The sequence below is a fragment of the Amycolatopsis sp. NPDC004625 genome, assembly GCF_040609695.1.
Classification (GTDB): domain Bacteria; phylum Actinomycetota; class Actinomycetes; order Mycobacteriales; family Pseudonocardiaceae; genus Amycolatopsis.
This window is the reverse complement of record NZ_JBEXKX010000029.1, coordinates 101,942-127,477: the sequence shown is the minus strand read 5'-3', so window position 1 is coordinate 127,477 and position 25,536 is coordinate 101,942. Positions and strand designations below refer to the sequence as shown.

26 protein-coding genes are annotated in these 25,536 nt (G+C 71.0%); 20 read left to right on the top strand and 6 right to left on the bottom strand.

Translation table 11 applies throughout. The features are described from left to right. Positions 1 to 3: 3 nt before the first annotated feature. Positions 4 to 279 carry a DUF4229 domain-containing protein gene (locus ABZW17_RS29605; RefSeq protein WP_354821332.1) on the top strand — a complete coding sequence of 92 codons (276 nt, stop codon included), beginning with the start codon at positions 4 to 6 and terminating at the stop codon, positions 277 to 279. Next, a complete protein-coding gene (locus ABZW17_RS29600) occupies positions 276 to 1,355 on the top strand; it encodes a PLP-dependent cysteine synthase family protein (protein WP_354821329.1) in 1,080 nt (359 codons plus the stop codon). The genes ABZW17_RS29605 and ABZW17_RS29600 overlap by 4 nt, the downstream gene beginning before the upstream one ends. On the opposite strand, the gene ABZW17_RS29595 is transcribed toward ABZW17_RS29600, so the two are convergent. From ABZW17_RS29595 to ABZW17_RS29580, 4 genes are read right to left on the bottom strand one after another with little or no spacing between them, the layout of a single operon-like run. Beyond that, positions 1,352 to 2,224, bottom strand: a complete 873-nt coding sequence (locus ABZW17_RS29595; protein ID WP_354821326.1) for a 1,4-dihydroxy-2-naphthoate polyprenyltransferase — start codon at positions 2,222 to 2,224, stop codon at positions 1,352 to 1,354. The genes ABZW17_RS29600 and ABZW17_RS29595 overlap by 4 nt on opposite strands. Positions 2,225 to 2,261: 37 nt before the next feature. Beyond that, positions 2,262 to 2,399 (bottom strand): hypothetical protein, encoded by a 138-nt coding sequence (locus ABZW17_RS29590; RefSeq protein ID WP_354821323.1) that lies wholly within the window; start codon positions 2,397 to 2,399, stop codon positions 2,262 to 2,264. A 58-nt stretch (positions 2,400 to 2,457) separates the two neighbouring features. Beyond that, positions 2,458 to 3,567, bottom strand: coding sequence for an o-succinylbenzoate--CoA ligase (gene menE / locus ABZW17_RS29585; RefSeq protein WP_354821369.1), 1,110 nt, complete (start codon positions 3,565 to 3,567; stop codon positions 2,458 to 2,460). Between the two features lies 1 nt (position 3,568). Next, positions 3,569 to 4,492 (bottom strand): 1,4-dihydroxy-2-naphthoyl-CoA synthase, encoded by a 924-nt coding sequence (locus tag ABZW17_RS29580; protein WP_354821320.1) that lies wholly within the window; start codon positions 4,490 to 4,492, stop codon positions 3,569 to 3,571. Between the two features lie 57 nt (positions 4,493 to 4,549). Between ABZW17_RS29580 and menD the strand changes: the two genes are divergently transcribed. From menD to ABZW17_RS29565, 3 genes are all read left to right on the top strand, one after another. After that, positions 4,550 to 6,226, top strand: coding sequence for a 2-succinyl-5-enolpyruvyl-6-hydroxy-3-cyclohexene-1-carboxylic-acid synthase (gene menD, locus ABZW17_RS29575; RefSeq protein ID WP_354821317.1), 1,677 nt, complete (start codon positions 4,550 to 4,552; stop codon positions 6,224 to 6,226). Positions 6,227 to 6,347: 121 nt separating this feature from the next. Beyond that, entirely contained in the window at positions 6,348 to 7,859 is a 1,512-nt protein-coding gene (locus tag ABZW17_RS29570) for a M1 family metallopeptidase (RefSeq protein ID WP_354821314.1), read from the top strand. A gap of 22 nt (positions 7,860 to 7,881) precedes the next feature. Further along, complete coding sequence (locus tag ABZW17_RS29565; protein WP_354821311.1) at positions 7,882 to 8,325, top strand: DUF3592 domain-containing protein; 444 nt, start codon at positions 7,882 to 7,884, stop codon at positions 8,323 to 8,325. 232 nt (positions 8,326 to 8,557) lie between these two features. Here the strand turns inward: ABZW17_RS29565 and ABZW17_RS29560 are convergent, their stop codons facing one another. Both ABZW17_RS29560 and ABZW17_RS29555 read right to left on the bottom strand, forming a co-directional pair. Beyond that, complete coding sequence (locus ABZW17_RS29560; RefSeq protein ID WP_354821308.1) at positions 8,558 to 9,109, bottom strand: GNAT family N-acetyltransferase; 552 nt, start codon at positions 9,107 to 9,109, stop codon at positions 8,558 to 8,560. Between the two features lie 30 nt (positions 9,110 to 9,139). Further along, positions 9,140 to 9,976 (bottom strand): inositol monophosphatase, encoded by an 837-nt coding sequence (locus tag ABZW17_RS29555; protein ID WP_354821305.1) that lies wholly within the window; start codon positions 9,974 to 9,976, stop codon positions 9,140 to 9,142. A gap of 177 nt (positions 9,977 to 10,153) precedes the next feature. On the opposite strand from ABZW17_RS29555, the gene ABZW17_RS29550 reads away from it, so the two are divergent. The 15 genes from ABZW17_RS29550 to nuoK all read left to right on the top strand — a co-directional run bounded on the left by ABZW17_RS29550 (position 10,154) and on the right by nuoK (position 25,530). Next, positions 10,154 to 11,224, top strand: a complete 1,071-nt coding sequence (locus ABZW17_RS29550) for a glycosyltransferase family 1 protein (protein WP_354821302.1) — start codon at positions 10,154 to 10,156, stop codon at positions 11,222 to 11,224. A gap of 1 nt (position 11,225) precedes the next feature. Beyond that, entirely contained in the window at positions 11,226 to 12,329 is a 1,104-nt protein-coding gene (locus ABZW17_RS29545; protein ID WP_354821299.1) for a glycosyltransferase, read from the top strand. A gap of 24 nt (positions 12,330 to 12,353) precedes the next feature. Continuing rightward, positions 12,354 to 13,043 carry a class I SAM-dependent methyltransferase gene (locus ABZW17_RS29540; RefSeq protein WP_354821296.1) on the top strand — a complete coding sequence of 230 codons (690 nt, stop codon included), beginning with the start codon at positions 12,354 to 12,356 and terminating at the stop codon, positions 13,041 to 13,043. A gap of 10 nt (positions 13,044 to 13,053) precedes the next feature. After that, positions 13,054 to 14,340, top strand: a complete 1,287-nt coding sequence (locus ABZW17_RS29535; RefSeq protein WP_354821293.1) for a geranylgeranyl reductase family protein — start codon at positions 13,054 to 13,056, stop codon at positions 14,338 to 14,340. Between the two features lie 478 nt (positions 14,341 to 14,818). Beyond that, positions 14,819 to 15,238: an NADH-quinone oxidoreductase subunit A gene (locus ABZW17_RS29530; RefSeq protein ID WP_013222453.1), complete on the top strand. Its 420-nt coding sequence runs from the start codon at positions 14,819 to 14,821 to the stop codon at positions 15,236 to 15,238. A 4-nt stretch (positions 15,239 to 15,242) separates the two neighbouring features. After that, positions 15,243 to 15,791, top strand: a complete 549-nt coding sequence (locus ABZW17_RS29525; RefSeq protein ID WP_003081859.1) for an NADH-quinone oxidoreductase subunit B — start codon at positions 15,243 to 15,245, stop codon at positions 15,789 to 15,791. A gap of 4 nt (positions 15,792 to 15,795) precedes the next feature. Beyond that, positions 15,796 to 16,545 carry an NADH-quinone oxidoreductase subunit C gene (locus ABZW17_RS29520; protein WP_354821288.1) on the top strand — a complete coding sequence of 250 codons (750 nt, stop codon included), beginning with the start codon at positions 15,796 to 15,798 and terminating at the stop codon, positions 16,543 to 16,545. Then, on the top strand, positions 16,542 to 17,921 hold the full coding sequence (locus ABZW17_RS29515; protein ID WP_354821285.1) for an NADH-quinone oxidoreductase subunit D: 1,380 nt from the start codon (positions 16,542 to 16,544) through the stop codon (positions 17,919 to 17,921). The genes ABZW17_RS29520 and ABZW17_RS29515 overlap by 4 nt, the downstream gene beginning before the upstream one ends. Beyond that, positions 17,918 to 18,775 (top strand): NADH-quinone oxidoreductase subunit NuoE, encoded by an 858-nt coding sequence (gene nuoE / locus ABZW17_RS29510; protein ID WP_354821282.1) that lies wholly within the window; start codon positions 17,918 to 17,920, stop codon positions 18,773 to 18,775. The genes ABZW17_RS29515 and nuoE overlap by 4 nt, the downstream gene beginning before the upstream one ends. Further along, on the top strand, positions 18,775 to 20,055 hold the full coding sequence (nuoF, locus tag ABZW17_RS29505) for an NADH-quinone oxidoreductase subunit NuoF (protein ID WP_354821279.1): 1,281 nt from the start codon (positions 18,775 to 18,777) through the stop codon (positions 20,053 to 20,055). The genes nuoE and nuoF overlap by 1 nt, the downstream gene beginning before the upstream one ends. Further along, positions 20,052 to 22,523 carry an NADH-quinone oxidoreductase subunit G gene (locus ABZW17_RS29500; protein ID WP_354821276.1) on the top strand — a complete coding sequence of 824 codons (2,472 nt, stop codon included), beginning with the start codon at positions 20,052 to 20,054 and terminating at the stop codon, positions 22,521 to 22,523. Before nuoF ends, ABZW17_RS29500 begins: the two co-directional genes overlap by 4 nt. Further along, positions 22,520 to 23,869, top strand: a complete 1,350-nt coding sequence (gene nuoH / locus ABZW17_RS29495) for an NADH-quinone oxidoreductase subunit NuoH (RefSeq protein ID WP_354821273.1) — start codon at positions 22,520 to 22,522, stop codon at positions 23,867 to 23,869. The genes ABZW17_RS29500 and nuoH overlap by 4 nt, the downstream gene beginning before the upstream one ends. Further along, complete coding sequence (gene nuoI / locus ABZW17_RS29490; protein WP_086678351.1) at positions 23,856 to 24,380, top strand: NADH-quinone oxidoreductase subunit NuoI; 525 nt, start codon at positions 23,856 to 23,858, stop codon at positions 24,378 to 24,380. The genes nuoH and nuoI overlap by 14 nt, the downstream gene beginning before the upstream one ends. Then, positions 24,377 to 25,234 (top strand): NADH-quinone oxidoreductase subunit J, encoded by an 858-nt coding sequence (locus ABZW17_RS29485; protein WP_354821269.1) that lies wholly within the window; start codon positions 24,377 to 24,379, stop codon positions 25,232 to 25,234. Before nuoI ends, ABZW17_RS29485 begins: the two co-directional genes overlap by 4 nt. Continuing rightward, the gene (gene nuoK / locus ABZW17_RS29480) at positions 25,231 to 25,530 is read left to right on the top strand and encodes an NADH-quinone oxidoreductase subunit NuoK (RefSeq protein WP_003081840.1); all 300 of its coding nucleotides are present in this window, start codon (positions 25,231 to 25,233) and stop codon (positions 25,528 to 25,530) included. The genes ABZW17_RS29485 and nuoK overlap by 4 nt, the downstream gene beginning before the upstream one ends. The last annotated feature ends 6 nt before the right edge of the window (positions 25,531 to 25,536 follow it).

Here is a 25,536-nt window from a genome sequence, read left to right as displayed (position 1 = left end):
GATGTGAGCAACAACCTGCCCCGTGACCTGACGCTGTACCTGCTGGCGCGGTTCGTGCTGGTCGCGGTGATCGCCTGGGCGCTGTCCCTGGCCGGGGTGCCGCTGCTGGTCGCCCTGGTCATCGGCTTGGTGGTCGGGCTGCCGCTCGGCCTGCTGCTGTTCCGCCCGCTCAACGCCCGCGTGACCGCCGGGCTGGCGAAGCGCAACGAGAAGCGGGCCCGCGCCCGTGCCGAGCTGCGCGCGCAGCTGCGGGGCGACGCCGCCGGGCAGCCGGAGTGAGCCGCCCGCACAGCCGCAGCTGGGTTCGCGAGGCCGTCCGGATCATCGAGGCCGACGCCAACCGCAGCGCCGACACGCACCTGCACGTCTTCCCGCTGCCCCCGGAGTGGGGCATCGACCTCTACCTCAAGGACGAGTCGGTGCACCCGACCGGCTCGCTGAAGCACCGGCTGGCCCGGTCGCTGTTCCTGTACGGGCTGGTCAACGGCCAGATCGGGCCGGACACCGTGCTCGTCGAGGCCTCCAGCGGCTCGACCGCGGTGTCCGAGGCGTACTTCGCCCGGATGCTCGGCCTGCGCTTCATCACGGTCGTGCCGCGGCGCACGTCGCAGGAGAAGGTCGCGCTCATCGAGTTCTACGGCGGCGAGTGCCACTTCGTCGACGAGGCCCCGGCGATGTACCCGGAGGCGGAACGGCTCGCGGCCGAGTGCGGCGGCCACTACCTCGACCAGTTCACCTACGCCGAGCGCGCGACGGACTGGCGTGGCAACAACAACATCGCCGAGTCGGTGTTCGCGCAGATGCGCTCGGAGCGCCACCCGATCCCGCGCTGGATCGTCGTCGGCGCGGGCACCGGCGGCACGAGCGCGACCTTCGGCCGGTACGTCCGCTACAAGCGCCACACGACGAAGATCTGCGTGGTCGACCCGGAGAACTCGTCGTTCTACGGCGCCTGGGAGACCGGGGCGATGGACTACGCCACCGGGATGCCGTCGCGGATCGAGGGCATCGGGCGGCCGCGCTGCGAGCCGTCGTTCGTCCCCGGCGTCATCGACGAGATGTTCCGCATCCCCGACGCGGGTTCCCTGGCGGCCGTCCGCCTGCTGCGCGAGCGGACCGGCCACTGGGCGGGCGGCTCGACCGGCACGAACCTCTACGGCGCGTTCCGGCTCATCTCCCGGATGGTCGAGGACGGCCAGGCGGGCAGCGTCGTGACGCTGCTCTGCGACGGCGGCGAGCGGTACGCGCACACGTACTACAACGACGAGTGGCTGGACCAGCAGGGCCTGGACCTGGCGCCGCACACGGCGTTGTTCGAGGAGTTCCTGACGACCGGGAAGTTCCCGGAGCTCTAGAGGTTCAGGCCGACCGCGGCCAGCACCGCCCAGGCGAGCATCGCGAGCCCGGTGTCACGCAGGGCGGGGATGAGGTCGCGGCCGGTCGCGTTGCCGAGGATCGCCTTGACGGACTGGGGCAACAGGGCGGCGCTCAGCACGGTGAGCGCCGCGAGCGAGTGCGTCGTGAACTGCAGGATCCCGCTGAGCACGTACGGCACCGCGATCAGCGCCAGGTACAGCCGCCGGGTGCCCTGGTCACCCAGGCGGGTGGCCAGGGTGCGCTTGCCGGACTCGACGTCGGTCGGGATGTCGCGCAGGTTGTTGGCCGTCAGGACCGCCGTCGAGAAGCAGCCGACCACGACCGCGCACGCCAGGGCCGCCCAGCTGACCCGGCCGGCCTGGACGTACACCGTGCCCAGGACGCCGGCCAGGCCGAAGAACACGAACACCGCGATCTCGCCGAAGCCGTAGTAGCCGTAGGGCTTCTTGCCGCCGGTGTAGAACCACGCGCCGAGGATGCACAGCGCGCCCATGCCCAGCAGCCACCAGTGCCCGCTGACCGCCACCAGGACCAGGCCGAGCACCCCGGCCAGGCCGAGGGAGACCAGCGCCGCCGTCAGCACGGCCTTGGGTGCGGCGACCTTCGAGCCGACCAGGCGCAGCGGGCCGACGCGGTTCTCGTCCGTGCCGCGGATGCCGTCGGAGTAGTCGTTGGCGTAGTTGACGCCGACGATCAGCGAGAGCGAAACGAGCAGGGCCAGCACCGAACGCCACCACGAGAACGCGTCCAGCGCGATCGCCGCGCCGACCCCCGCCACCACCGGCGCCACCGCGTTGGGCAGCGTCCGCGGCCGGGCCCCTTCGATCCACTCGCTCAAGCTCGCCATGGCGCCATTCAACGCCATGACGATCAAAGCCGGGAACTCAGTCGGACGTCGGCAGCTGCCAGACGAGGGAACCGCTGTTGGGGTCCACACTGTCGGCGAGGGCCGCGCTCGCGGGCAGCAGGATGCCCAGCGTGACGGCCGTGGCGACGAAGGCGGTTCTGATCCAGCGCGTCATGGTGAGTAGCCAAGCGGGCGCACCCTGTGCGTGTCAACGAAGTACCGCCATTCAGACGCTACCGAAGGCGGGCTTTCACGGCCGTCCGGTCGATCTTCCCGGGGCCGCGCAGCGGCAGTTCCGGTGCGAATTCGATGCGCTTGGGCGTGGCCGCCGCACCCAGTTCCGCCCGGACCGCCGCCCGCAGGTCACCGGGTTCGCCGTCCGGGACGACCAGCGCGACCACGGCTTCGCCCCACTCCGGGTCCGGCACGCCGACGACGCACGCGTCCCGCACGCCCGGCTGCGCGCACAGGCAGCGCTCGATCGCGTTCGCCGACACCTTCACGCCACCGGTGTTGATCATGTCGTCGGCCCGGCCGAGCACCTCGATCCGGCCGTCGTCGTGCCGGATCCCGCGGTCGGACGTCGTGAACCAGCCGGCCGAGAACGCCTCCGCGGTCAGCTCCGGCTGCCGCCGGTAGCCGTGCGCGAGGACGTCCCCGGCGATCCGGATCCGGTCGCCGGCGACGTCGACGCGGACGCCGTCGAGGGGGACGCCGTCGTAGACGCAGCCGCTGGCCGTCTCGCTCATCCCGTACGCGGGCACGATCCGGACGCCGGCGTCGGCGGCGCGTTCCCGCAGGCCCGCGGACGTCGCCGCCGCGCCGACCACGATCGCGTCGAACGTCTTCGCCGCGGCCAGCCCCGCGCCGCCGTCGTCGAGCAGGCGGACCAGCTGGGTCGGCACCAGCGCGGTGTACCGCGGGCTGCCCGCCAGCGTGGCGGCCGCGGCGGCGAAGTCGGCCGGGCGGAAGCCGGTGCCGGTCAGCAGCGCCGGCGTCGTCCCGGCCAGCAGCGACCGGACCAGCACCTGCAGCCCGCCGATGTAGTGCGCCGGGGTGGCCAGCAGCCAGTGCCCCGGCCCGCCGAGCCGGGCGTGCGTGGCCTCGGCGGACGCGGTCAGCGCGCGGGCCGACAGCAGCACGCCCTTGGGTGCGCCGGTCGACCCCGACGTGGCGATGACCACGGCGGTGCCCGGCTCGGCGGGCTCGGCCGGCGCCATGGCGTCCCGCAGCGCGGGGTCGGTGAACGGCAGCACCGCCGGGCCGCCGCCGAGGGCGTCCGCGACGGCCCGCTTCAGCGTTTCGAGGGCCTCGGGCGAGCCGTCGAGGTGGACCGGGAGCAGCTCAGTAGTAATAGGGGACGTCCTTGAAATCGGGGTCGCGCTTCTCGAGGAACGCGTCGCGGCCTTCGACGGCTTCGTCCTGCATGTACGCCAGGCGGGTGGTCTCGCCGGCGAACAGCTGCTGGCCGACCATCCCGTCGTCGGTGAGGTTGAACGCGTACTTGAGCATCCGCTGCGCCGTCGGCGACTTGCGGGTGATCTCCCACGCCCAGTTCAGGGCCTCTTTTTCGAGGTCGGCGTGCGGCACGACGGCGTTCACCGCGCCCATCTGGTGCATCTGCTCGGCGGAGTACTCGCGGCCGAGGAAGAAGATCTCGCGGGCGAACTTCTGCCCGACCATCTTCGCCAGGTAGGCCGAGCCGTAGCCGCCGTCGAACGAGCCGACGTCGGCGTCGGTCTGCTTGAACTTCGCGTGCTCGGCCGAGGCGAGGGTGAGATCGCACACGACGTGCAGGGAGTGCCCGCCGCCGGCGGCCCAGCCCGGAACGACCGCGATGACCGGTTTCGGCAGGAAGCGGATCAGCCGCTGGACCTCGAGGATGTGCAGCCGGCCGGCCCGCGCGGGGTCCACCGTGTCGGAGGTCTCGCCGCTCGCGTACTGATACCCGGAGCGTCCGCGAATACGCTGGTCACCACCGGAGCAGAACGCCCACCCGCCGTCCTTGGGCGAGGGGCCGTTGCCGGTGAGCAGGACGCAGCCGACGTCCGAGCTCATCCGGGCGTGGTCCAGCGCCCGGTAGAGCTCGTCGACGGTGTGCGGCCGGAAGGCGTTGCGGACCTCCGGACGGTCGAACGCGATGCGAACGACGCGTTTGCCGCCGCGGCTCTCAGCGGAGCGGTGGTAGGTGATGTCGGTGAAGGCGAAACCTTCGACCCCGGTCCACGCGGCGGGGTCGAACAGCTCGGAAACTCGGGCGTCATCCACGTTTGGGAGAATAGGACCTGTGGACACATCTGATCTCGACGCACCTGGAGCCTGCCGGTGAACCCTTCCACCGCGCAGGCCAGGGTGATCGTCGACGAACTCGTCCGCAACACCGTTTCGCACGTCGTCCTCTGCCCGGGCTCCCGCAACGCGCCGCTGTCGATCGCGCTGTACGACGCGGCGGCCGCCGGGAAGCTCCAGCTCCACGTCCGCATCGACGAGCGCGGGGCCGCCTTCCTCGCGCTCGGCGTCGCCGCGCGCACCGGCCGCCCGGTCGCCGTGCTCTGCACGTCCGGCACCGCGGCCGCGAACTTCCACCCCGCGGTCCTCGAGGCTGACCGCGCCGGCGTCCCGCTGATCGTCATGACCGCCGACCGGCCGCCCGAGCTGAGAGCCGCGGGCGCGTCCCAGGTCATCGACCAGCACCAGCTCTACGGCGACGCCGTCCGCTACTTCGACGAGCTCGCCGTCGCCGAGCGGCGGGCCGGGCAGAACTCGTACTGGCGGAGCCAGATCTGCCGGGCGTGGAACGCCGCCTACGGCGAGTGGCGCTGCGGGCCGGTGCACCTGAACATCCCGTTCCGCGAGCCGCTCGTGCCGGACCTCGACGACGACGGCGAATGGTACGAATCACTCGACGGCCGCGCCGACGGCTCCCGCTGGACCGAGCTGCCGGACTTCGGCGCGCTGCCGTCGTTCGTGGTGCCCTCGGCGCGACACGGCCTGGTCATCGCGTGCGACACCGGCGTCCAGGCGGCCAGCGAGTGGGCTGAGCAGCACGGCTGGCCGGTGATCTCGGAAACCGGCGGGATCGGGCTTTCGGGCGGCACGGCCATCTCGTCCGGCGCGTGGCTGCTCGGCGTCGAGGAGTTCATCTCGCGGCACAAGCCGGAACAGGTGCTCTGCCTCGGCCGGCCGACGGTGTTCCGGCAGATCCAGAAGGTGCTTTCGGACGCCTCGGTCGAGGTGCTGCTGGTGCGCCCGGACTCGGACTGGCCGGCGCCCGCGCACAACGTCCGGCAGGTCGGGCAGTGGTTCGACGAGCCGACCAAGCCCGCCGACCCCGAATGGCTGGCCAGCTGGCGCCGGGCCGACGCGGCGGCCGCGGCCGCGGTGGCGTCGACGCTGGCCGAGGAGTCGTGGCCCAGCGGGTTGCGCGTGGCGACCGAGCTGGTGGACGCCCTGCCGCCGGACTCGCTGCTGGTCGTCGGCTCGTCCAACCCGACCCGGGACGTGGCGCTGGCCGGCCGGCTGCGCCCGGACGTCCTCGTGCACCGCAACCGCGGCGTCGCGGGCATCGACGGCACGGTCTCGACGGCCATCGGGGCCGCGTACGTGCACCGGGGCCCGTCGTACGCGCTGCTGGGCGACCTGACGTTCCTGCACGACGCTTCGGGGCTGCTGACCGGGCCCGCCGAGCAGCGCCCGGACCTGACGATCGTGGTCCTCAACGACGACGGCGGCGGCATCTTTTCCCTGCTCGAGCAGGGTGCGCCGGAGCACTCGGCGAGCTTCGAGCGCGTCTTCGGCACCCCGCACGGCGCCGACCTGGGCGCGCTGTGCGCGGGCTACCGCGTCCCGCACGTCGTCGCCGAGACGCTGACGGAGTTCCGGGCGGCCCTGGAACCCGCGCCGGGGCTGCGCGTGGTCGAGGTGCGGGTGGACCGGTCGCGGCACCGCGACCTGCACGCCCGCCTGCGCGCGGCGGTGTCCGCGGCTGTGTCGGCGGGGTGACGTCAACCGCTTTCCGGGTGTTATCCCAGCAGGCAAGAAACCTCCCTTCGGCTGTTCCTGGGTTCTTGTCACCTGGCTACGTTCGAGCGCGCTGCTTCTCACTCCTTCAGGAGGAAAACGAATGCGTGCAAGAACGCGCACCGGTCTCGGTGCGCTCGCGGCCGGCGTCGTCTCGGTGCTGCTCGCGGGCACGGCGAGCGCGGCGCCCGCGCCCGGCGCCCCCGGCGTCGGCGACCCGTACTACCCGAACGCCGGCAACGGCGGCACCGACGTGCTGCACTACGACATCCGGCTCAGCTACCAGCCCGCGACCGACGTCCTGTCGGGCACGACGACGCTGCTGCTCACCGCGACGCAGGACCTTTCGCGGTTCGACCTGGACTTCGCGCTCAAGGCGTCGAGCGTGCGGGTGAACAACCGCCCGGCGCAGTTCACCAACCAGACCGGCAACGGCGAGCTCGTCGTCACGCCGGCGCAGCCGCTGCTCAAGGGCCAGACCGCGACCGTCGTCGTCGCCTACTCGGACACGCCCTCGACCGAGACGGTGGACGGGCTCAACGCGTGGAAGAAGGGCTCCTTCGGCGCCCTCGGCGTCGACGAGCCGCAGAGCTCGGCGTGGTGGTTCCCGGCCAACGACCACCCGACCGACAAGGCGACCTACGACGTCTCGATCGAGGCGCCGGACGACAACGCGGCCATCACCAACGGCACCCTCGTCCGCAAGACGAAGAGCCGCGCGGGCTGGACCCGCTGGCAGTGGCGCAGCACCCACCCGCAGGCCACGTACCTGACGTCGTTCATCGTCGGCAAGTACGAGGTCGTCGAGTCGACCACGCCGGACGGCAAGCCGTTCATCACGGCGTACGGCGCCGACCTGGGCGACTCGCTGTACGCGGCGAAGGCCAGCGTCGAGCGGACGCCGGAGATCGACGAGTTCCTGGCCACCCAGTTCGGCCCGTACCCGTTCGAGGCCGAGGGCGGCGTCGTGACCAGCGGCATCGGCTTCTCCCTGGAGAACCAGACCCGCCCGACGTACGGCGTCCGCAACTTCCGCGCGGGCTCCAACACGACGTTGATCGCGCACGAGAACGCCCACCAGTGGTTCGGCGACAACGTCTCGCTGGGGCGCTGGAGCGACATCTGGCTGAACGAGGGCTTCGCGTCGTACGCGGAGTGGCTGTGGTCGGAGCACGAGGGCGAGGGCACGGTCGCGGAGCTGGCCCAGTACACGTACGACTCGAACCCGGCCGACGGCGACCTGTGGAAGCTGGTCCCGGCCGACCCGGGCGCGGACAACCAGTTCGACAACGCGGTGTACGACCGGGGCGCGCTGACGCTCCAGGCGCTGCGGACCGCCGTCGGTGACCAGGCGTTCTTCGCGATCCTGAAGGGGTGGCAGGCCCAGCGCGGCGGGGCGAACGGGCGGATCCTGGACTTCATCGCGCTGGCGGAGAAGATCTCGGGCAAGCCGCTGCACGACCTGTTCCAGACGTGGCTGTACACGGCGGGCAAGCCGGCGGTGGGCCCGAACGGCGCCGCTGCTCGGGTGGCCGCGTCTGTTCCGGTCAAGCCTCGGTCGTTCGACCAGATCCAGGCGAACCACCGGTTCCTCGCCGCCGGGCACACGGGCTGAGCGAGACCGCTACGCTCGCGGCGTGAGCACGAGAAGTGAGCGGGTGAGGCGCGTCGGGTGGTGGACCATCCTCGGCGTCGCCTCACTCCTCACGGTGATGTGCGTGTGCCTGGTGTTCGCGGCGATCCGCAACGACAGCGCGATCTCGTCGCAGCTGGGTACGGCGACGGCGACGGTGGATTCGGTGGCGTTCGACCGGACGATCATCCACTTCGAGACGCCGGACGGGATCGTGCACAGCCCGGCGAACGGGGTGCTGTACCCGGACGGGCTGGCTGCGGGGCAGCTGGTGCGGATCGAGTACGACGCTTCGGATCCGGAGCTGGCCCGGGTGGCCGGGCGGTCGGCTGCGTTGACGCTGCTGCCGTTGGGGAGCTTCGTGTTCTTCACCTGGCTGGTGGCCGGGCCGGGGCTGTGGTGGATTCGGCGGCAGACTCGGCGGGCTGCGGCTTCCGCTGTGGCCTGACGGTTGCCGGAGCTGTGGGTCCGGCTTGGGTTTTCCGCTCCTCGTCTTCGATTGTTCAACACCGGAGAGCCGGGCTCAAGGGCGCCTTCGGCGTCGCTTCGCGATGAGCAAGCTCACCCTTGACCCCGGCTCTCCGGTGCTGACTGCGGCTGGGACGAGGGGCGGGGGAGGTGTAGGCGCTGCTGGTTGCGTTTCGCTGGATCCGGCGGTCAGGCTGTGGTTTGACCGCCGGTCAGGCCTCGGGCCAGTGGTTCCGGGTGATCTCGTATTCGACCTCGCCCTGGTCGGCTCCCGTGATCGGGGCGTCGTACTCCGCCGCTGAGATGAACGCTCGCTTGAACGTCATTCCGGCCGAGGTCATCGTTGCCCGGGACGGTGTGTTGACCGCCATCGTCTGGGCGAAGATGCGGTCCAGGCCCAGCTCCTCGAACCCGTAGCGGAGCAGCTCCCGCGAGCCTTCGCGGGCGTATCCCTGCCGCCAGTGGCGGCGCAGCAGGCGGTAGCCCAGCTCCGCCTCGCCTTCGACGTACGGCTGGTCCGGCCCGTTGGGCGGCCGCAGCAGCCACCACCCCACGAACTCCTCGCCCGCGAAACCCATCCAGAAGCCGAACCCGGGCTCGGTCGCCATCCGCCGTGCGTGTGCCTGCCGGACCTCGTCGCGGGTCGACGCCCGGCCGGTCAGGTAGCGCATCACCGCCGGGTCCGAGTCCAGTTCGTACTCCAGCTCCAGGTGCTCGTCGGCCAAGGGCACGAGCGTGAGCCGGCTTGTGTGCAGCGTGGGCATGCTTCGATCCTCACAGCGCGCGCAACCCGATTAGCCCGCGTGGGCCGTCTCCTGCCACCAGCCCAGGACCTCGTCCGCCACTCCCGGGGCCGCCACCAGCAGGCCGTCCGTCGGCAGGGCCGTGTCCTCGCCGTGCTTGTCCAGGACCACCGCTCCCGCCTCGATCGCCATGGCCACCGAGCCCGCCACGTCCCACTCGTGGTAGCTGTGCAGCACCGCCGCTGCCGCGTGGCCCAGCGCCACCTGTGCGATCGACAGTGCCGCCGAGCCCAGCACGCGCACTCCCGCGTGCGCCGCGGCTGCTCGCTCGATGAAGCCGCCCATTCCCGGCCATGGGCCGCGGCGGGCGAACTCCGTGCAGACCAGGGCTCCCGCTGTCACGCAGCGGTCCTGCAGCTTGACCGGTTTGCCGTTCGCGCGGGCGCCCCTTCCGCGGGCCGCCGCGTAGATCTGGGCTCGGTACGGGTCCGCCACCACCCCCACCACCGGGCCCGCCGCGTCGACCAGGGCCAGGCTGTACGCGCACCACGGCACGCCGGCCACGTAGTTCGCCGTGCCGTCCACCGAGTCCACCACCCAGCGGTACTCCGCGACGTCGGCGCCGTGATCCGCGCCGAACTCGTGGCCCACCACCGGGATGCCCGGGAACTCCGCCGTCAGGACGCGGCGGGTGTGGCGCTCCAGGATGCGATCCGTGTCGGTGACCCAGTCGAACGGCGAATCCAACGTCGATGGGTGGGCGCCGCGGCCGGCGGTCGCGGTGATCACGTCGGTGGCGTCGTTGGCCAGCCGCCCGGCCACTTCGAGCGCCCTCGACAGCAGGCCGGGCTCGACGGGCCGCGGCGGCCGTGAGGACAAGAGGGTCATGCCCGCCTAGTCTGGGCCACCCTGGTTTCCGGCACGCGACCTTGAGATGACATGTCGTAGCCGATCTGTTCCGGCACCGTTGGCCGCCGTGTCACGCGGTCGCCAGGATCGGGTGCGATCGTCCATGGCGTGCGAGTCGCCATAGTCACCGAAAGTTTCCTGCCCCAGGTGAACGGCGTGACCAACTCCGTCCTGCGGGTCGTCGAGCACCTGCGCGAACGCGCCCACGACGTGCTGATCATCGCCCCCGGCCCCGGCCCGGACTCCTACCGGGGCGCCCCGGTGGTCCGGATCCCCGCGCTGGACTTCCCCGGGGTCAACTCCCTGCCGATCGGCGTGCCGACGCGCACCGTGCTCAACGCGCTCACCGCGTTCGGCCCGGACGTCGTGCACCTGGCCTCGCCGTTCGTGGTCGGCGCGCGCGGGCTCGCCGCGGCGAGACGGCTGCGCGTCCCGTCGATCGCCGTCTACCAGACCGACATCGCCGGGTTCGCCGCCGCGTACGGCTTCGGCATCGCCGCCCGCGCCGCGTGGCGCTGGGTGCGGCGGCTGCACTCGCGCGCCGACCGGACGCTCGCCCCCTCCAGCGACTCCGTCGAGCAGCTCGAGCTGCACGGCGTCCCGCGCGTGCACCGGTGGGCCCGCGGGGTCGACATCGAGCGCTTCTCCCCGGACCACGCCGACGCGGCGCTGCGGGCCGAGCTGGCTCCGAACGGCGAGCTGCTCGTCGGGTTCGTCGGCCGGCTGGCGCCCGAGAAGGAGGTCGACCGGCTGGCCGCGCTGGCCGGGATGCCGGGGATCCGGGTGGTCGTCGTCGGCGACGGGCCCGAACTGCCCGCGTTGAAGGAGCAGCTGCCCGGCGCGGCCTTCCTGGGCGCGAAGTACGGCGACGAGCTTTCGAAGGCGTACGCGAGCTTCGACGTCTTCGTCCACACCGGCCCGCACGAGACCTTCTGCCAGGCGGTGCAGGAGGCGATGGCGTCCGGCCTGCCGGTGCTCGCGCCGGCCGCGGGCGGCCCCAAGGACCTCGTCCTGCCCGGCCGCACCGGCTACCTGCTGCCCGCGGACCGCGAGCTGTTCGGCCCGGCGCTCGTCGAGAAGGTCGACGCCCTGCGCGACGCCGCGTTGCGGGCGAGGCTCGGCGAGAAGGCGCGCAAGGTCGTGCTCGGCCGGACCTGGCCGGCCGTCTGCCGCGAGCTGATGGGGCACTACGAAGCCGTGCAGGGCCGGGCCGCCCGCGCGGCCTGACATGCACATCGTCCAGCTCGCCAACTTCTACGGGCCGCGCTCGGGCGGGCTGCGCACCGCGCTGCACCACCTCGGCGCCGGGTACGTCGCCAGCGGGCACGAGGTGACGCTCGTGGTGCCCGGCACCCGGTACGCCGACGAAGTCCTGCCCACCGGCGTGCGCCGGTTTTCCCTGCCCGCGCCGAAGATCCCGGGCACCGGCGGCTACCGCGCGGTCGACCCGCACCGCGTCCGCGGGGTCCTGCGAAGCCTCGAGCCCGACCGGCTGGAGGTGTCCGACCGGTTGACGCTGCGGGGGATGGGGGGCTGGGCGCGGCGGCACGGCGTACCCAGCACGGTGATCTCCCACGAGCGCCTCGACCGCCTGCTGGAGCAGTTCCTGCTGCCGGAGCCGGTGGCGCGCCGCGTCGCCGACGTCGCCAACCGGCGGATGGCGGCCAGCTACGACACGGTCGTTTGCACGACGGCGTTCGCCCGCGCGGAGTTCGACCGGGTCGCCGCGCCGAACGTCCGCCGGGTGCCGCTCGGTGTCGACCTGGCGACCTTCCGGCCCGCGCGGCGCGACGACGGCTGGCGCACGGACCTGGCCTCCGGCGCGGACGCGCTGCTCGTCCACTGTGGACGGCTGTCGCCGGAGAAGCACGTGGAGCGCAGCGTGGACACCGTCGCGTCCCTGACCGAGGCCGGTGTGAAGGTCCGGCTGGTGGTGGCCGGGGACGGGCCGCGCCGGCGGGCGCTGGAACGCCGGGCCCGCGGGCTGCCGGTCACGTTCCTGGGGTTCCTGTCCGGCCGCGGCGACGTCGCCCGGCTGCTGGCCAGCGCGGACGTCTCGCTGGCACCGGGGCCGCACGAGACGTTCGGGCTCGCGGCCCTGGAGGCGCTGGCTTCGGGGACGCCGGTGGTGGTGTCGGCGTCGTCGGCGCTGCGGGAAATCGTGCGTCCCGGGTGCGGGGCGGCGGTGGACGACCACGCGCCCGCGTTCGCGTCGGCCGTCACGAGCCTCCTGGACAGCCCGGAGGACATGCGCCGGGCGGCGGCGCGAGCGCGGGCGGAGGAGTTCACCTGGCCCGCGGCCGTGGCGGGGATGCTGGCCACGTTCCGCTGAGGTCCGCCGACTAATCTCGGGTGCATGTCACGCGCAAGCCTGGACAAGGACCCGCACGAAGTCGCCGCGATGTTCGACGGCGTCGCGGACGGGTACGACCGGGCGAACTCGTTCATGACCTTCGGTTTCGACCGCCGCTGGCGCACGACGACCGCCCGCGTGCTCGACGCCCGGCGCGGCGAGCGGGTCCTGGACCTCGCCGCCGGCACCGGCGTGTCCACCGTCGAGTACGCCCGCGGGGGCGCCTGGTGCCTGGCCGCGGACTTCTCCTTCGGCATGCTGCGCGCCGGCCTGCACCGCAACGTGCCGATGGTTGCGGCTGACGCGCTCAACCTGCCCTTCGCCGACGAGAGCTTCGACGCCGTGACGATCTCGCTCGCGCTGCGCAACTTCGTCGACCCGAAGGCCGCGCTCACCGAGATCGCCCGGGTGGTCAAGCCGGGTGGCCGGCTGGTCATCTGCGAGGTCTCGACGCCGCCGTTCGCGCCCGTCCGGTTCGTCCACCGGCGGTTCGTCCTCAAGCTGCTGACCTGGGTCGGCAGCCGGACGTCGTCGAACCCCGAGGCGTACAAGTACCTGGCCGAATCCATGCTCACCTGGCCCGACCAGCGCACGCTCGGCGAGATCATCGCGAGCGCCGGCTGGACCGACGTCGAGTGGTTGAACCTCACATTCGGGGTCGTGGCGATCCACCGCGCGCGAAAGCCTGCCTAAACTCGCGCTTATGACGCGACGCACCGCAGACCAGGACGCCGAAGTCATCGTCGTCGGCGCCGGACCCGCTGGCTCCACCGTGGCCACCTACCTGGCCCGCGCGGGCGTCGACGTGCTGCTGCTGGAGAAGACCGAGTTCCCGCGAGAGAAGGTCTGCGGTGACGGCCTGACCCCGCGCGGGGTCAAGCAGCTCATCGACCTGGGCATCGACACCAGCGAGGACGCTGGCTGGGTGCACAGCCGCGGCCTGCGGATCCTCACCGGCGACCTGACGCTGGAGCTCGACTGGCCGGACCTGACGAGCTACCCGCCGTACGGCGTTTCCCGCACCCGCCACGACTTCGACGACCTCCTCGCGAAGCTCGCGGTGAAGGCCGGCGCGCGGCTGTACGAGCGCACCACCGTGACCAGCGCGATCACGAACGCGACCGGGCGCGTGGTCGGCGTCGAGGCGAAGGTCGGGCCGGAGCGGACGCCGGTGAAGTACTACGCGCCGCTGGTCCTGGCCTGCGACGGCGTGTCCGCGCGGCTCGCGCTGAGCGTCGGAATCCAGAAGAACGAGAAGCGCCCGATGGGCGTTGCGGTGCGCCAGTACTACAAGAGCCCGCGCCACGACGACCCGTTCATCGAGGGCCACCTCGAGCTGTGGGACAGGTCCGACCCGCGGGACCCGAAGCTGCTGCCGGGCTACGGCTGGGCGTTCCCGCTCGGCGACGGCACGGTGAACGTCGGCCTCGGCATGCTGTCGACGTCGGCGTCGTTCCGGAACACCGACTACCGCGCGCTGCTGCGCCAGTGGCTCGACGGGACGCCGGAGGAGTGGGGCTACCGCGAGGAGAACGCGATCGGCAAGGTCGGCGGCGCCGGGCTGCCGATGGGGTTCAACCGCACCCCGCACTACCGCGACGGCCTGCTGCTGCTCGGCGACGCGGGCGGCATGGTCAGCCCGTTCAACGGCGAGGGCATCTCGGCGGCGATGGAGTCCGCGCAGATCGCGGCGGAGGTCGTCGTGCAGGCGCTTGCGCGGCGCGAAGGGCCTTCGCGGGAGCGTGCTCTGGAGGCGTACCCGCGGGCTGTCGGCGAGCTGATGGGCGGGTACTACGCGCTGGGGAACGTGTTCGCGAAAATCATCGGCAAGCCGAAGATCATGCACGCGTGCACCAAGTACGGCCTGCGCATCAACAAGCTCCTCCCGCTGGTCTACAAGGGCCTGTCCGGCTGCTACGACGCCAAGGGCGGCGACGGCGTCGACCGGCTGATCGCGGCGCTGGCGAAGGTCACGCCGAGCCCGCGCTGAGCAGTTCACGAGCGCCCGGCACGGCTTCCGTGCCGGGCTTTCTCGCGCGCGGACACACGAGTGGCCTAGCAAGTTGGCCGTGCGGTCAGTGGGATAGATCACAGGTCAGTGCCCGTTTTGTCCAGCCAGCCGGCGATCTTGAGGAGCTTTCGCGCAGGTCGCGCGGGCGTCGTCACAGAGCCGTGACAACGATGGCGGATCAACTTAGGCGACCCTGATAACACGGGGTACTAGGGACAAGAGTGTGAGTCGCGTCCTAGACTCCCCCCATGCTTTGTGAATCGCTTCACATCCGCGACGAGTGGCTTGTGAACTATTTCACAAGCTGCCTGTGTTTTCCCTTGGGGGACAGCCACGGGCCGTAAGGAGACCCTGACCCTCGGCGGTGTGACCCAGGTCCCTTAGGGTGCCGACGAGGCCCAGCGGTTCCCCACCACAAGCTCAACCGCAGCGGCGCGGAAAGGATGGCGAAGACCCCGTGCTGACGTTGCTGACCCGGACCGACACGGTGCAGCTGGCCCAAGAGGCCCCGAGCCTGAAGCCCTACCTGCCCCTGGTCCTGTTGTTCGTGCTGGCGCTCGGTTTCGCCGTGCTGTCGGTCCTGCTCGGGCCGCTGGTCGGCCCCAGCCGGTACAACAAGGCCAAGCTCTCCGCCTACGAGTGCGGCATCGAGCCGTCACCGCAGCCGCTCGTCGGCGCCGGGCGGATGCCGGTCGCGTACTACATCACCGCGATGCTGTTCATCCTGTTCGACATCGAGATGGTCTTCCTCTACCCGTTCGCCGTGCAGGCGGACGCGCTGGGCACGTTCGGCCTGGTGGAGATCCTGCTGTTCATCGCGACGGTCGGCTTCGCGTACGCCTACGTGTGGCGGCGCGGCGGCCTGGATTGGAACTAGACCCATGGGCCTGGAAGAAAAACTCCCCAACGGCATCCTGCTGGCCAGCCTGGAAGGCCTCGTCAACTGGGCGCGCAAGAACTCGCTGTGGCCCGCCACCTTCGGCCTCGCCTGCTGCGCGATCGAGATGATGACGGTCGGCGGTTCCCGCTACGACATCGCCCGCTTCGGCATGGAGCGCTTCAGCGCGACGCCGCGGCAGGCCGACCTGATGATCGTCGCCGGGCGCGTCACGCAGAAGATGGCCCCGGTCCTGCGCCAGATCTACGACCAGATGGCCGAGCCGCGCTGGGTGCTCGCGATGGGTGTCTGCGCCTCCTCCGGCGGCATGTTCAACAACTACGCCGTGGTCCAGGGCGTCGACCACATCGTGCCGGTCGACATGTACCTGCCCGGCTGCCCGCCGCGGCCGGAGATGCTGCTGGACGCGATCCTCAAGCTGCACGCCAAGATCCAGGACGAGCCGATCAACGCCCGTCGCGCCGCCATCCGCGCCGCGAGCGGGGAACGCACCGAGCTCGTCGCGTCGTCGATCAAGTACGCGAAGAAGTAGAGCGATGACTGAGAACCCCCAACCCGGCGAAGAGCACTCCGGCGCCGAGCGCGCCGAGACCGGTCTGACGGCTCAGGGCCCGGGCGCGGCCGAACCGGTCGTCACCGGCCGCGAACGCCAGGGCATGTTCGGCGTCCACGGCACCGGCGACACCTCCGGCTACGGCGGCGTCCGGCTCCCGGCGTACAGCCCGGCGCCGGCCGAGCGCCCCTACGGCGGCTGGTTCGACCAGTTCGCCGACGAGTTCTACGCCGCGCTGGCCGAGCGCAAGATCCCCGCCGAGGCGGTCCTGCAGACGACGGTCGACCGCGGCGAGATCACCTTCTACGTCGCCCGCGAGCACCTGCCCGCGATCGCGAAGACGCTGCGCGACGACGGCGGCCTCCGCTTCGAGCTGCTGTCGTCGGTGTCCGGTGTGGACTACGGCGTCGACGTCCCGCAGCGGCTGCACGCGGTGTACCACTTCACGTCGCTGACCTACCGGCGCCGGATCCGCCTCGAAGTCACCCTCGACGTCGAGGACGCGCACGTGCCGTCCCTGGTGGAGACCTACCCGACCGCCGACTGGCAGGAGCGGGAGACCTGGGACATGTTCGGGATCGTCTTCGACGGCCACCCGGCGCTGACCCGGATCCTGATGCCGGACGACTGGGACGGCCACCCCCAGCGCAAGGACTACCCGCTCGGCGGGATCCCGGTCGAATACAAGGGCGCGGAGATCCCGCCGCCGGACCAGCGGAGGTCGTACTCGTGAGCACCGAGAACCTTTCCGACGCCACCACGGGCACGTCGACCACCGCCGAAGGCAGCGACAGCACCGACGACGTCAACTACGCGGATTCCCGCGACACCACCGAAGGCCGCGTCTACACGGTCTCCGGCGGCGACTGGGACGACGTCATCGCCGACGCCGCGCACGACGAGCGCATGGTCATCAACATGGGCCCGCAGCACCCGTCGACGCACGGCGTGCTCCGGCTCGTGCTGGAGATGGAGGGCGAGACCGTCACGCAGCTGCGGTCGGTCATCGGCTACCTCCACACCGGCATCGAGAAGAACTGCGAGTACCGGACCTGGACCCAGGGCGTCACCTTCGTGACGCGCATGGACTACCTGGCCCCGCTTTCGACGGAGATGGCGTACTGCCTCGGCGTCGAGAAGCTGCTCGGCATCGAAGCCCCGCGCCGCGCGCAGCTGCTGCGCGTGATGCTGCTGGAGATCAACCGGATCGGCTCGCACCTGGTCTACATCGCCACCGGCGGCATGGAGCTCGGCGCCACCACCGCGATGACGCTCGGCTTCCGCGAGCGCGAAGAGGTGCTGCACCTGCTGGAGCACCTGACCGGCCTGCGGATGAACCACGCGTTCATCCGCCCCGGCGGCCTCGCGCAGGACATGCCGGCCGACTACGTCGAGGTCGTGAAGGCGTTCGTCAAGACGATGAAGGACCGCCTTCCGCTGTACGACAAGCTCTTCACCGGCCAGCCGATCTGGCGCAACCGGCTCAAGGGCGTCGGCTACCTGCCGGTGGACGCGTGCCTCGCGCTCGGCGTCACCGGGCCGGTGCTGCGGTCCGCCGGCCTGCCGTGGGACCTGCGCAAGACCGAGCCGTACTCCTGCTACGACGAGTTCGACTTCGACGTGCCGGTCGACAACGGCGCCGACTGCTGGTCGCGCTACCTGATCCGGGTGCACGAGATGCACGAGAGCCTCAAGATCATCGAGCAGTGCCTGGAGAAGCTCGAGCCGGGCCCCGTCATGGTCGAGGACAAGAAGGTCGCCTGGCCGGCGCAGCTGTCCATCGGCAGCGACGGCATGGGCAACTCGCTCGAGCACGTCAAGAAGATCATGGGCCAGTCGATGGAGTCCCTGATCCACCACTTCAAGCTGGTCACCGAGGGCTTCAAGGTGCCGCCGGGCCAGGTCTACACGTCGGTCGAGTCGCCGCGCGGCGAGCTGGGCGTGCACCTGGTCTCCGACGGCGGCACCCGGCCGCTGCGGGTCCACGTGCGCGAACCGAGCTTCGTGAACCTGCAGTCGATGCCCGCAATGGCCGAAGGCGGCCTGGTCGCGGACGTGATCGCCGCCATCGCCTCGATCGACCCCGTCATGGGGGGAGTGGACCGATGACCACAGCAGTTCCCGAGCCGGGCCCGAACTACTCCGCGACGACGCACGCCGCGGCCGGCCCGGACACCGACGTCGTCGCCATCGCGCCGGATCCCGATGTGGCCGCCGGCATCATCACCGAGACGCCGCTGGAAGACATCTTCGACGCCGACATCCACGCGAAGGCGCAGGACCTGATCGCGCGCTACCCGATGTCGCGCTCGGCGCTGCTGCCGCTGCTGCACCTCGTGCAGTCCGTGCAGGGGTACGTCAGCCAGGAAGGCATCGCGTTCTGCGCGAGGCAGCTCGACCTGTCCGACGCCGAGGTCAGCGCGGTCGCGACGTTCTACACGATGTACAAGCGCAAGCCGTGCGGCGAGCACCTCGTGAGCGTCTGCACCAACACGCTGTGCGCGGCCATGGGCGGCGACGCGATCTACAAGCGGCTCCAGACGCACCTCGGTTCCGAGGCGGAACCGCTGGGGCACAACGAAACCGCGGGCACGCCGAACGAGCCGGGCTCGATCACCCTCGAGCACGCCGAGTGCCTCGCGGCCTGCGACCTCGCGCCGGTCATCCAGGTCAACTACGAGTACTTCGACAACCAGACCGAGGACAAGGCCGTCGCGCTGGTCGACGCGCTGCAGGCGGGCAAGAAGCCGGCCCCCACGCGCGGCGCGCCGCTGACGAACTTCAAGGGCGCCGAGCTCCAGCTCGCCGGGTTCTTCCCGGAGGACGAGCGGACCTACCGCGCGGACGTCGACGGTCCCTCGCAGGCCGTCGAGACGCTGCGGGGCGCGAAGCTCGCCCAGGACCGCGGCTGGGTCGCCCCGGTGGCGTCCGATGTCCCGCTTCCGGAAGTGGAGAAGAAGTAATGGCTGACCCCATCACTCCGGTCCTCACGAAGCGCTGGCTGTCCCCGAACTCCTGGCAGATCGGGACGTACGAGGCACTCGAGGGCTACACCGCCGTCCGCAAGGCCCTGGCCGGGACGCCCGAGCAGCTCGTCCAGCTGGTCAAGGACTCCGGCCTGCGCGGCCGCGGTGGCGCGGGCTTCCCGGCCGGCATCAAGTGGTCGTTCATGCCGCCGAACTTCGACAAGCCGCACTACCTGGTGATCAACGCCGACGAGGGCGAACCCGGTACGTGCAAGGACATCCCGCTGATGATGGCGGACCCGCACTCGCTCATCGAGGGCTGCATCATCGCTTCGTACGCGATGCGGTCCAACCACTGCTTCATCTACGTCCGCGGCGAGGCGCTGCACTGCATCCGCCGCCTCAACGCGGCCGTGCGCGAAGCCGAAGCGGCGGGCTACCTGGGCGAGAACATCCTGGGGTCGGGCTTCGACCTCAAGATCACCGTCCACGCCGGCGCGGGCGCGTACATCTGCGGTGAAGAGACGGCGCTGCTCGACTCGCTGGAAGGCCGCCGCGGCCAGCCGCGGCTCAAGCCGCCGTTCCCGGCCGCCGCGGGTCTGTATGCCGCGCCGACCACGGTCAACAACGTCGAGACCATCGCGAGCGCGCCGTTCATCGTCAACGGCGGGTCGAGCTGGTTCCGCGAGATGGGCCGCGAGAAGTCGCCCGGCCCGAAGATCTACTCGATCTCCGGCCACGTCGAGAAGCCCGGCCAGTACGAGTGCCCGCTGGGGACGACCCTGCGCGAGCTGCTCGACATGGCGGGCGGCATGAAGGACGGCGTCCCGCTCAAGTTCTGGACCCCGGGCGGCTCCTCCACCCCGATGTTCACCGCCGAGCACCTCGACGTTCCCCTGGACTTCGAAGGCGCGGCGGAGGCCGGGTCGATGCTGGGCACCACCGCCGTCCAGGTCTTCAACGAGACCGTGTCGGTGCCGTGGGCCGTGATGAAGTGGACGCAGTTCTACGAGCACGAGTCCTGCGGCAAGTGCACGCCGTGCCGCGAAGGCACGTACTGGCTGGCGCAGATCCTCGAGCGGATGGTCGAGGGCCACGGCACCGAGGAGGACATCGACACCCTCCTCGACGTCTGCGACAACATCCTCGGCCGGTCGTTCTGCGCCCTCGGCGACGGCGCGGTGTCACCGATCCAGAGCGGCATCAAGTACTTCCGGGACGAATTCCTGGCTTTGTGTGAGAGCACCAAGCGCGAACTGGTGGGAGCGCAGGCATGACGATCGCCCCCGACAAGCCCGAGACGGCCGAAACGCCGGTCCCCGAGGGCCACGTCAAGCTGGTCATCGACGGCGAAGAGGTCATCGCCCCCAAGGGCGAACTCCTCATCCGCACGGCCGAACGCCTCGGCACGGTCATCCCGCGGTTCTGCGACCACCCGCTCCTCGACCCGGCCGGCGCCTGCCGCCAGTGCCTGGTCGAGGTCGAAATGGGCGGCCGTCCGATGCCGAAACCGCAGGCGTCCTGCACGATGACCGTCGCCGACGGCATGGTCGTCAAGACGCAGCTGACGTCGCCGGTCGCGGACAAGGCCCAGCAGGGTGTGATGGAGCTGCTGCTCATCAACCACCCGCTGGACTGCCCGATCTGCGACAAGGGCGGCGAGTGCCCGCTGCAGAACCAGGCGCTGGCCCACGGCCGCACGGAGTCGCGGTTCGTCGACACCAAGCGGACGTTCCCGAAGCCGCTGCCGATCTCGACGCAGGTGCTGCTGGACCGCGAACGCTGCGTCCTCTGCCAGCGCTGCACCCGGTTCTCCCGCGAGATCGCCGGCGACCCGTTCATCGAGCTCCTCGAACGCGGCGCCCACCAGCAGATCGGCACCGCGGAGACGGCGGACGTCCTCGACCTGGCGTCGCGGACGACGTCCGGCCAGCCGTTCCAGAGCTACTTCTCCGGCAACGTCATCCAGATCTGCCCGGTCGGGGCCCTGACCAGCGCGGCCTACCGCTTCCGGTCGCGCCCGTTCGACCTGGTGTCCTCACCGAGCGTCTGCGAGCACTGCTCGTCGGGCTGCGCCGAGCGCACCGACTTCCGGCGCGGCAAGGTCCAGCGCAAGCTGGCCGGCGACGACCCCGAGGTCAACGAAGAGTGGATCTGCGACAAGGGCCGGTTCGCCTTCCGCTACACCGGCGCCGACGACCGCATCAAGCGGCCGCTGGTCCGCAACCGCGAGACCGGTGAGCTGGAAGAGGCGTCCTGGACGGACGCGCTGCGCGCCGCGGCGGCCGGGCTCGTCGAAGCCCGGTCCAACGGCGGTGTCGGCGTCCTGCCCGGTGGCCGGCTGACCGTCGAGGACGCCTACGCGTACTCGAAGTTCGCCCGCGTCGCCCTGAAGACGAACGACGTCGACTTCCGCGCCCGCCCGCACTCGGCCGAGGAACTCGCCTTCATCACCTCGCACGTCGTGGGCGTGACGCCGGAGTCCGGCGTCACCTTCGGCGAGCTCGAGCGGGCCCGCACGGTCCTGTGCGTCGCCTTCGAGCCCGAGGACGAGGCGCCGATCGTGTTCCTGCGGCTGCGCAAGGCGGCTCGCCGGAACCGCACCCGGATCGTCCACTTGGGACAATGGACGACGTCGTCGGTGCGCAAGACGTTCGGCGAACTGCTCGCCTGCGTCCCCGGACAGGAAGCCGCGGCCGTCGAAGGCATCGCCAAGCACGCGCCGGACCTCGACGAGGCCCTGCGCGGCGAGGGTGCGGTCGTCCTGGTCGGCGAGCGCGCCGCCGCGATCCCCGGCCTGTTCGCCGCCCTGCACGACCTGATCGAGCGCACCGGCGTCCGGCTCGCGTGGATCCCGCGCCGCGCCGGCGACCGGGGCGCGCTGGAGACCGGCTGCGTGCCGTCGCTGCTGCCCGGCGGCCGCCGGGTCGGTGACGACGCCGCCCGCGTCGCCGTCGAAAACGCCTGGGGCGTCCCGCTTCCGGCCACCCCGGGCCGCGACACGACGGACATCCTGCTGGCCGCTTCGGCCCGTGAGCTCGGCGGCCTGGTCGTCGGCGGGGTCGACCCGTTCGACCTGCCGGACCCGGACCTCGCGCTGCGCGCGCTGGACGGCGCCGGGTTCGTGGTCAGCCTCGAACTCCGCCACAGCGCGGTGACCGAGCGCGCGGACGTCGTGCTCCCGGTGGCCGCGTCGGACGAGAAGGCGGGCAGCTACCTCAACTGGGAGGGCCGCACCCGCCCGTTCGACGTCACCCTCGAAGGCACCGGCGCCCTGCCGGACTGCCGGGTGCTCGACACGCTCGCCGTCGAGATGGACGCGGACCTGTTCACGCAGACCCCGGCCGCCGCCCGCGGTGACTTCGAGAAGCTGGGCCCGGCCTCGGCGCTGCGCTGGAGCCACGTCGCCGCCGAGGTCGCGCCGCCCGCGGCGCCGGCGGCCGGCCAGGCGGTCCTGTCGACCTGGCGCCAGCTGATCGACAACGGCTCGCTGCAGGACGGCGAGCCGCACCTCAAGGGCACGCAGCGCACGCCGGTCGCGCGGCTCTCGGCGAAGACCGCCGAAGGGCTGGGCGTCACCGTCACGGTGAGCACCGAACGCGGTGCGATCACGCTGCCGGTGGAGATCGCCGACCTGCCCGACGGCGTCGTGTGGCTGCCGGGCAACTCGGACGGCTCCGCCGTGTTCAAGACGCTCGGTGCCGGGCACGGCGCCGTCGTGAACCTCGCTGGAGGTGGGCAATGACCCCGCTGCTGACCGAAGCCGCCGTCGGCTCGGTGCCGGACGCGGCGACGCGGGCGGCGCTGCTGGCGGACGACCCGTTGTGGCTGATCCTGCTGAAGTCCGTGGTCATCCTGCTGATCGGGCCGATCCTGACGATCTTCCTGATCGTCTGGGAGCGCAAGGCCGTCGGCCGGATGCAGAACCGGCCCGGCCCCAACCGCGTCGGCCCCGGCGGCTACCTGCAGTCCCTGGCGGACGCGATCAAGCTGCCGTTCAAGGAACAGATCATCCCGGACACCGCCGACCGCAAGGTGTACTTCCTCGCGCCGGTGCTCTCCGCGGTCCCCGCCCTGATCGCGCTGTCGGCCATCCCGTTCGGCCCGGTCGTGTCGATCTTCGGCGAGCGGACCGTGCTGCAGCTGCTGGACCTCCCGGTCAGCGCGCTGGTGATCCTGGCCTGTTCCTCGATCGGCGTCTACGGCATCGTGCTCGCCGGCTGGGCCTCCGGCTCGCCGTACCCGCTGCTCGGCGGCATGCGCAGCGCGGCGCAGGTGATCTCCTACGAGATCGCGATGGGGCTCTCGATCGTCGCGGTGATCCTGCAGGCCGGGTCGCTGAACCTGGCCGACATCGTCGGCGCGCAGCACAAGGTGTGGTTCCTCTACCTGGTCCCGAGCTTCGTGATCTACCTGATCTCGATGGTCGGCGAGACCAACCGGGCGCCGTTCGACCTCCCGGAGGCCGAATCGGAGCTGGTCGGCGGCTTCCACACCGAGTACAGCTCGATGAAGTTCGCGATGTTCTTCCTCGCCGAGTACGTCAACATGGTGATCGTCTCGGCGTTCGCGACGACGCTGTTCCTCGGCGGCTGGATGGCCCCGTGGCCGCTGTCGCTGATCGGGAACAACCTGCTCAACACCGGCTGGTGGCCGGTGCTGTGGTTCTTCGCGAAGATGTTCATCCTGCTCTTCGGGTTCATCTGGCTGCGCGGCACGCTGCCCCGCCTGCGCTACGACCAGTTCATGCGGCTGGGCTGGAAGGTCCTGGTCCCGCTGAACCTGGTGTGGATCATCATGGTGACCTTCGCGAAGGTCATCGCCTGGAACACCACGACCATCATCATCGCCGCGGTCGCCATCTTCATCGTCGTCGCGCTGTTCTTCTACGTCCGCGCCGCGGGCCGCGAGGAGGAGAGCGAGTCGGTCCCGGTGACCGGCGGCGGGTTCCCGGTCCCGCCGCTGGACCTCAAGGTTCCGCAGACCACTCCGCGTCAGAAGGCCCTGGCCAAGGCCGAGGCGAAGGCGGCCCGCCGCAAGCCGGCGGCCGTCGGTACCGCAAAGGAAGGAGCGCAAGATGGGGTTTCTTGATCCCGTCAAGGGCTTCGGCGTCACCTTCGGGATGATGTTCAAGAAGGTCGCCACCGAGGAGTACCCGGAGGCCGGCGCACCGGCCGCGCCGCGGTACCACGGGCGCCACCAGCTGAACCGCCACCCGGACGGTCTCGAGAAGTGCGTCGGCTGCGAGCTGTGCGCGTGGGCGTGCCCGGCGGACGCGATCTTCGTCGAGGGCGGTGACAACACCGAGGAGGCCCGGTTCTCGCCGGGCGAGCGGTACGGCGCGGACTACCAGATCAACTACCTGCGCTGCATCGGCTGCGGCCTCTGCATCGAAGCGTGCCCGACCCGGTCGCTCACGATGATCAACTTCTACGAGCTGGCCGACGACGACCGCCAGCGGCTGATCTACACGAAGGAGGACCTGCTCGCCCCGCTGCTGCCCGGCATGGAGCAGCCGCCGCACCCGATGCGGCTCGGCGAGAACGAGCAGGACTACTACGTCAACGGACCCGAACTGGCACGCGGGGAGGGCGTCAAGTGATCTCCGCTCTCCTGGCCGCGGCACCTTCCCCGTCGGCGGGCGTCTCCACCGGCGAAGCGATCGCGTTCTGGGTCCTCGGCCCGGTCTCGCTCCTCGGTGCGCTCGGCATGATCTTCTCCCGCAACGCCGTCCACTCGGCGCTGTGGCTGGTGCTCACGATGCTGAGCCTGGGCGCGCTGTACATGATCCAGTCGGCGCCGTTCCTGGGCTTCACGCAGATCATCGTCTACACCGGCGCGATCATGATGCTGTTCCTGTTCGTGCTGATGCTGGTCGGCCGGGAGAGCTCGGACTCGGTCGTCGAAGTCCTGCGTGGCCAGCGGCTGGCCGCGACCGTGCTCGGGATCGGGATGGCCGCGCTGCTGGCCACCGGGATCTACCGGGCGATGGTCAACGTCACCCCGGCCATCCCGCTCGACTCCGCCACGCCGGCGGGCGGCGGGCCGAAGGGCCTCGGCCGGCTGATCTTCACCGACTACCTGTTCCCGTTCGAGCTGACGTCGGCGCTGCTCATCACCGCCGCGATCGGCGCGATGGTGCTGGCCTTCACCGACCGGCACGCCAAGGGCGGCAAGCTCACCCAGAAGGAGCTCGTGCTCCTGCGCTTCCGCGGCGAGCACGACCGGCCGTCGCCGCTGCCCGGCCCGGGTGTCTTCGCCACGGCCAACTCGGTGGCCACCCCGGCGCTGCTGCCGGACGGCTCGGTCGCCCCGGAGTCGCTCTCGGCGATCATCGAGTCCACCTCGGCGATCGAGCTGGCGAAGGAACGCAAGCTCGTCGCCGACCAGGGCCCGCACCCGGACGCGCACGCGCTGGTCGGTTCCGAAAGCGCTTCGGAAGGGGAGAAGGAATGACCCCGACGTACTACCTGCTGCTGTCGGCGCTGCTGTTCGCGCTCGGCGCGGTCGGCGTGCTGGTGCGGCGCAACGCGATCGTCGTGTTCATGTGCATCGAGCTGATGCTCAACGCGGTCAACCTGTCGCTGGTCACCTTCGCCCGGATCAACGGCGGGCTCGACGGCCAGATCATGGCGTTCTTCGTCATGGTCGTCGCGGCCGCCGAGGTCGTGGTCGGCCTGGCGATCATCATGGCCATCTTCCGCACCCGGCGCTCGGCCTCGGTCGACGACACCAACCTGCTGAAGTACTAGGAGACA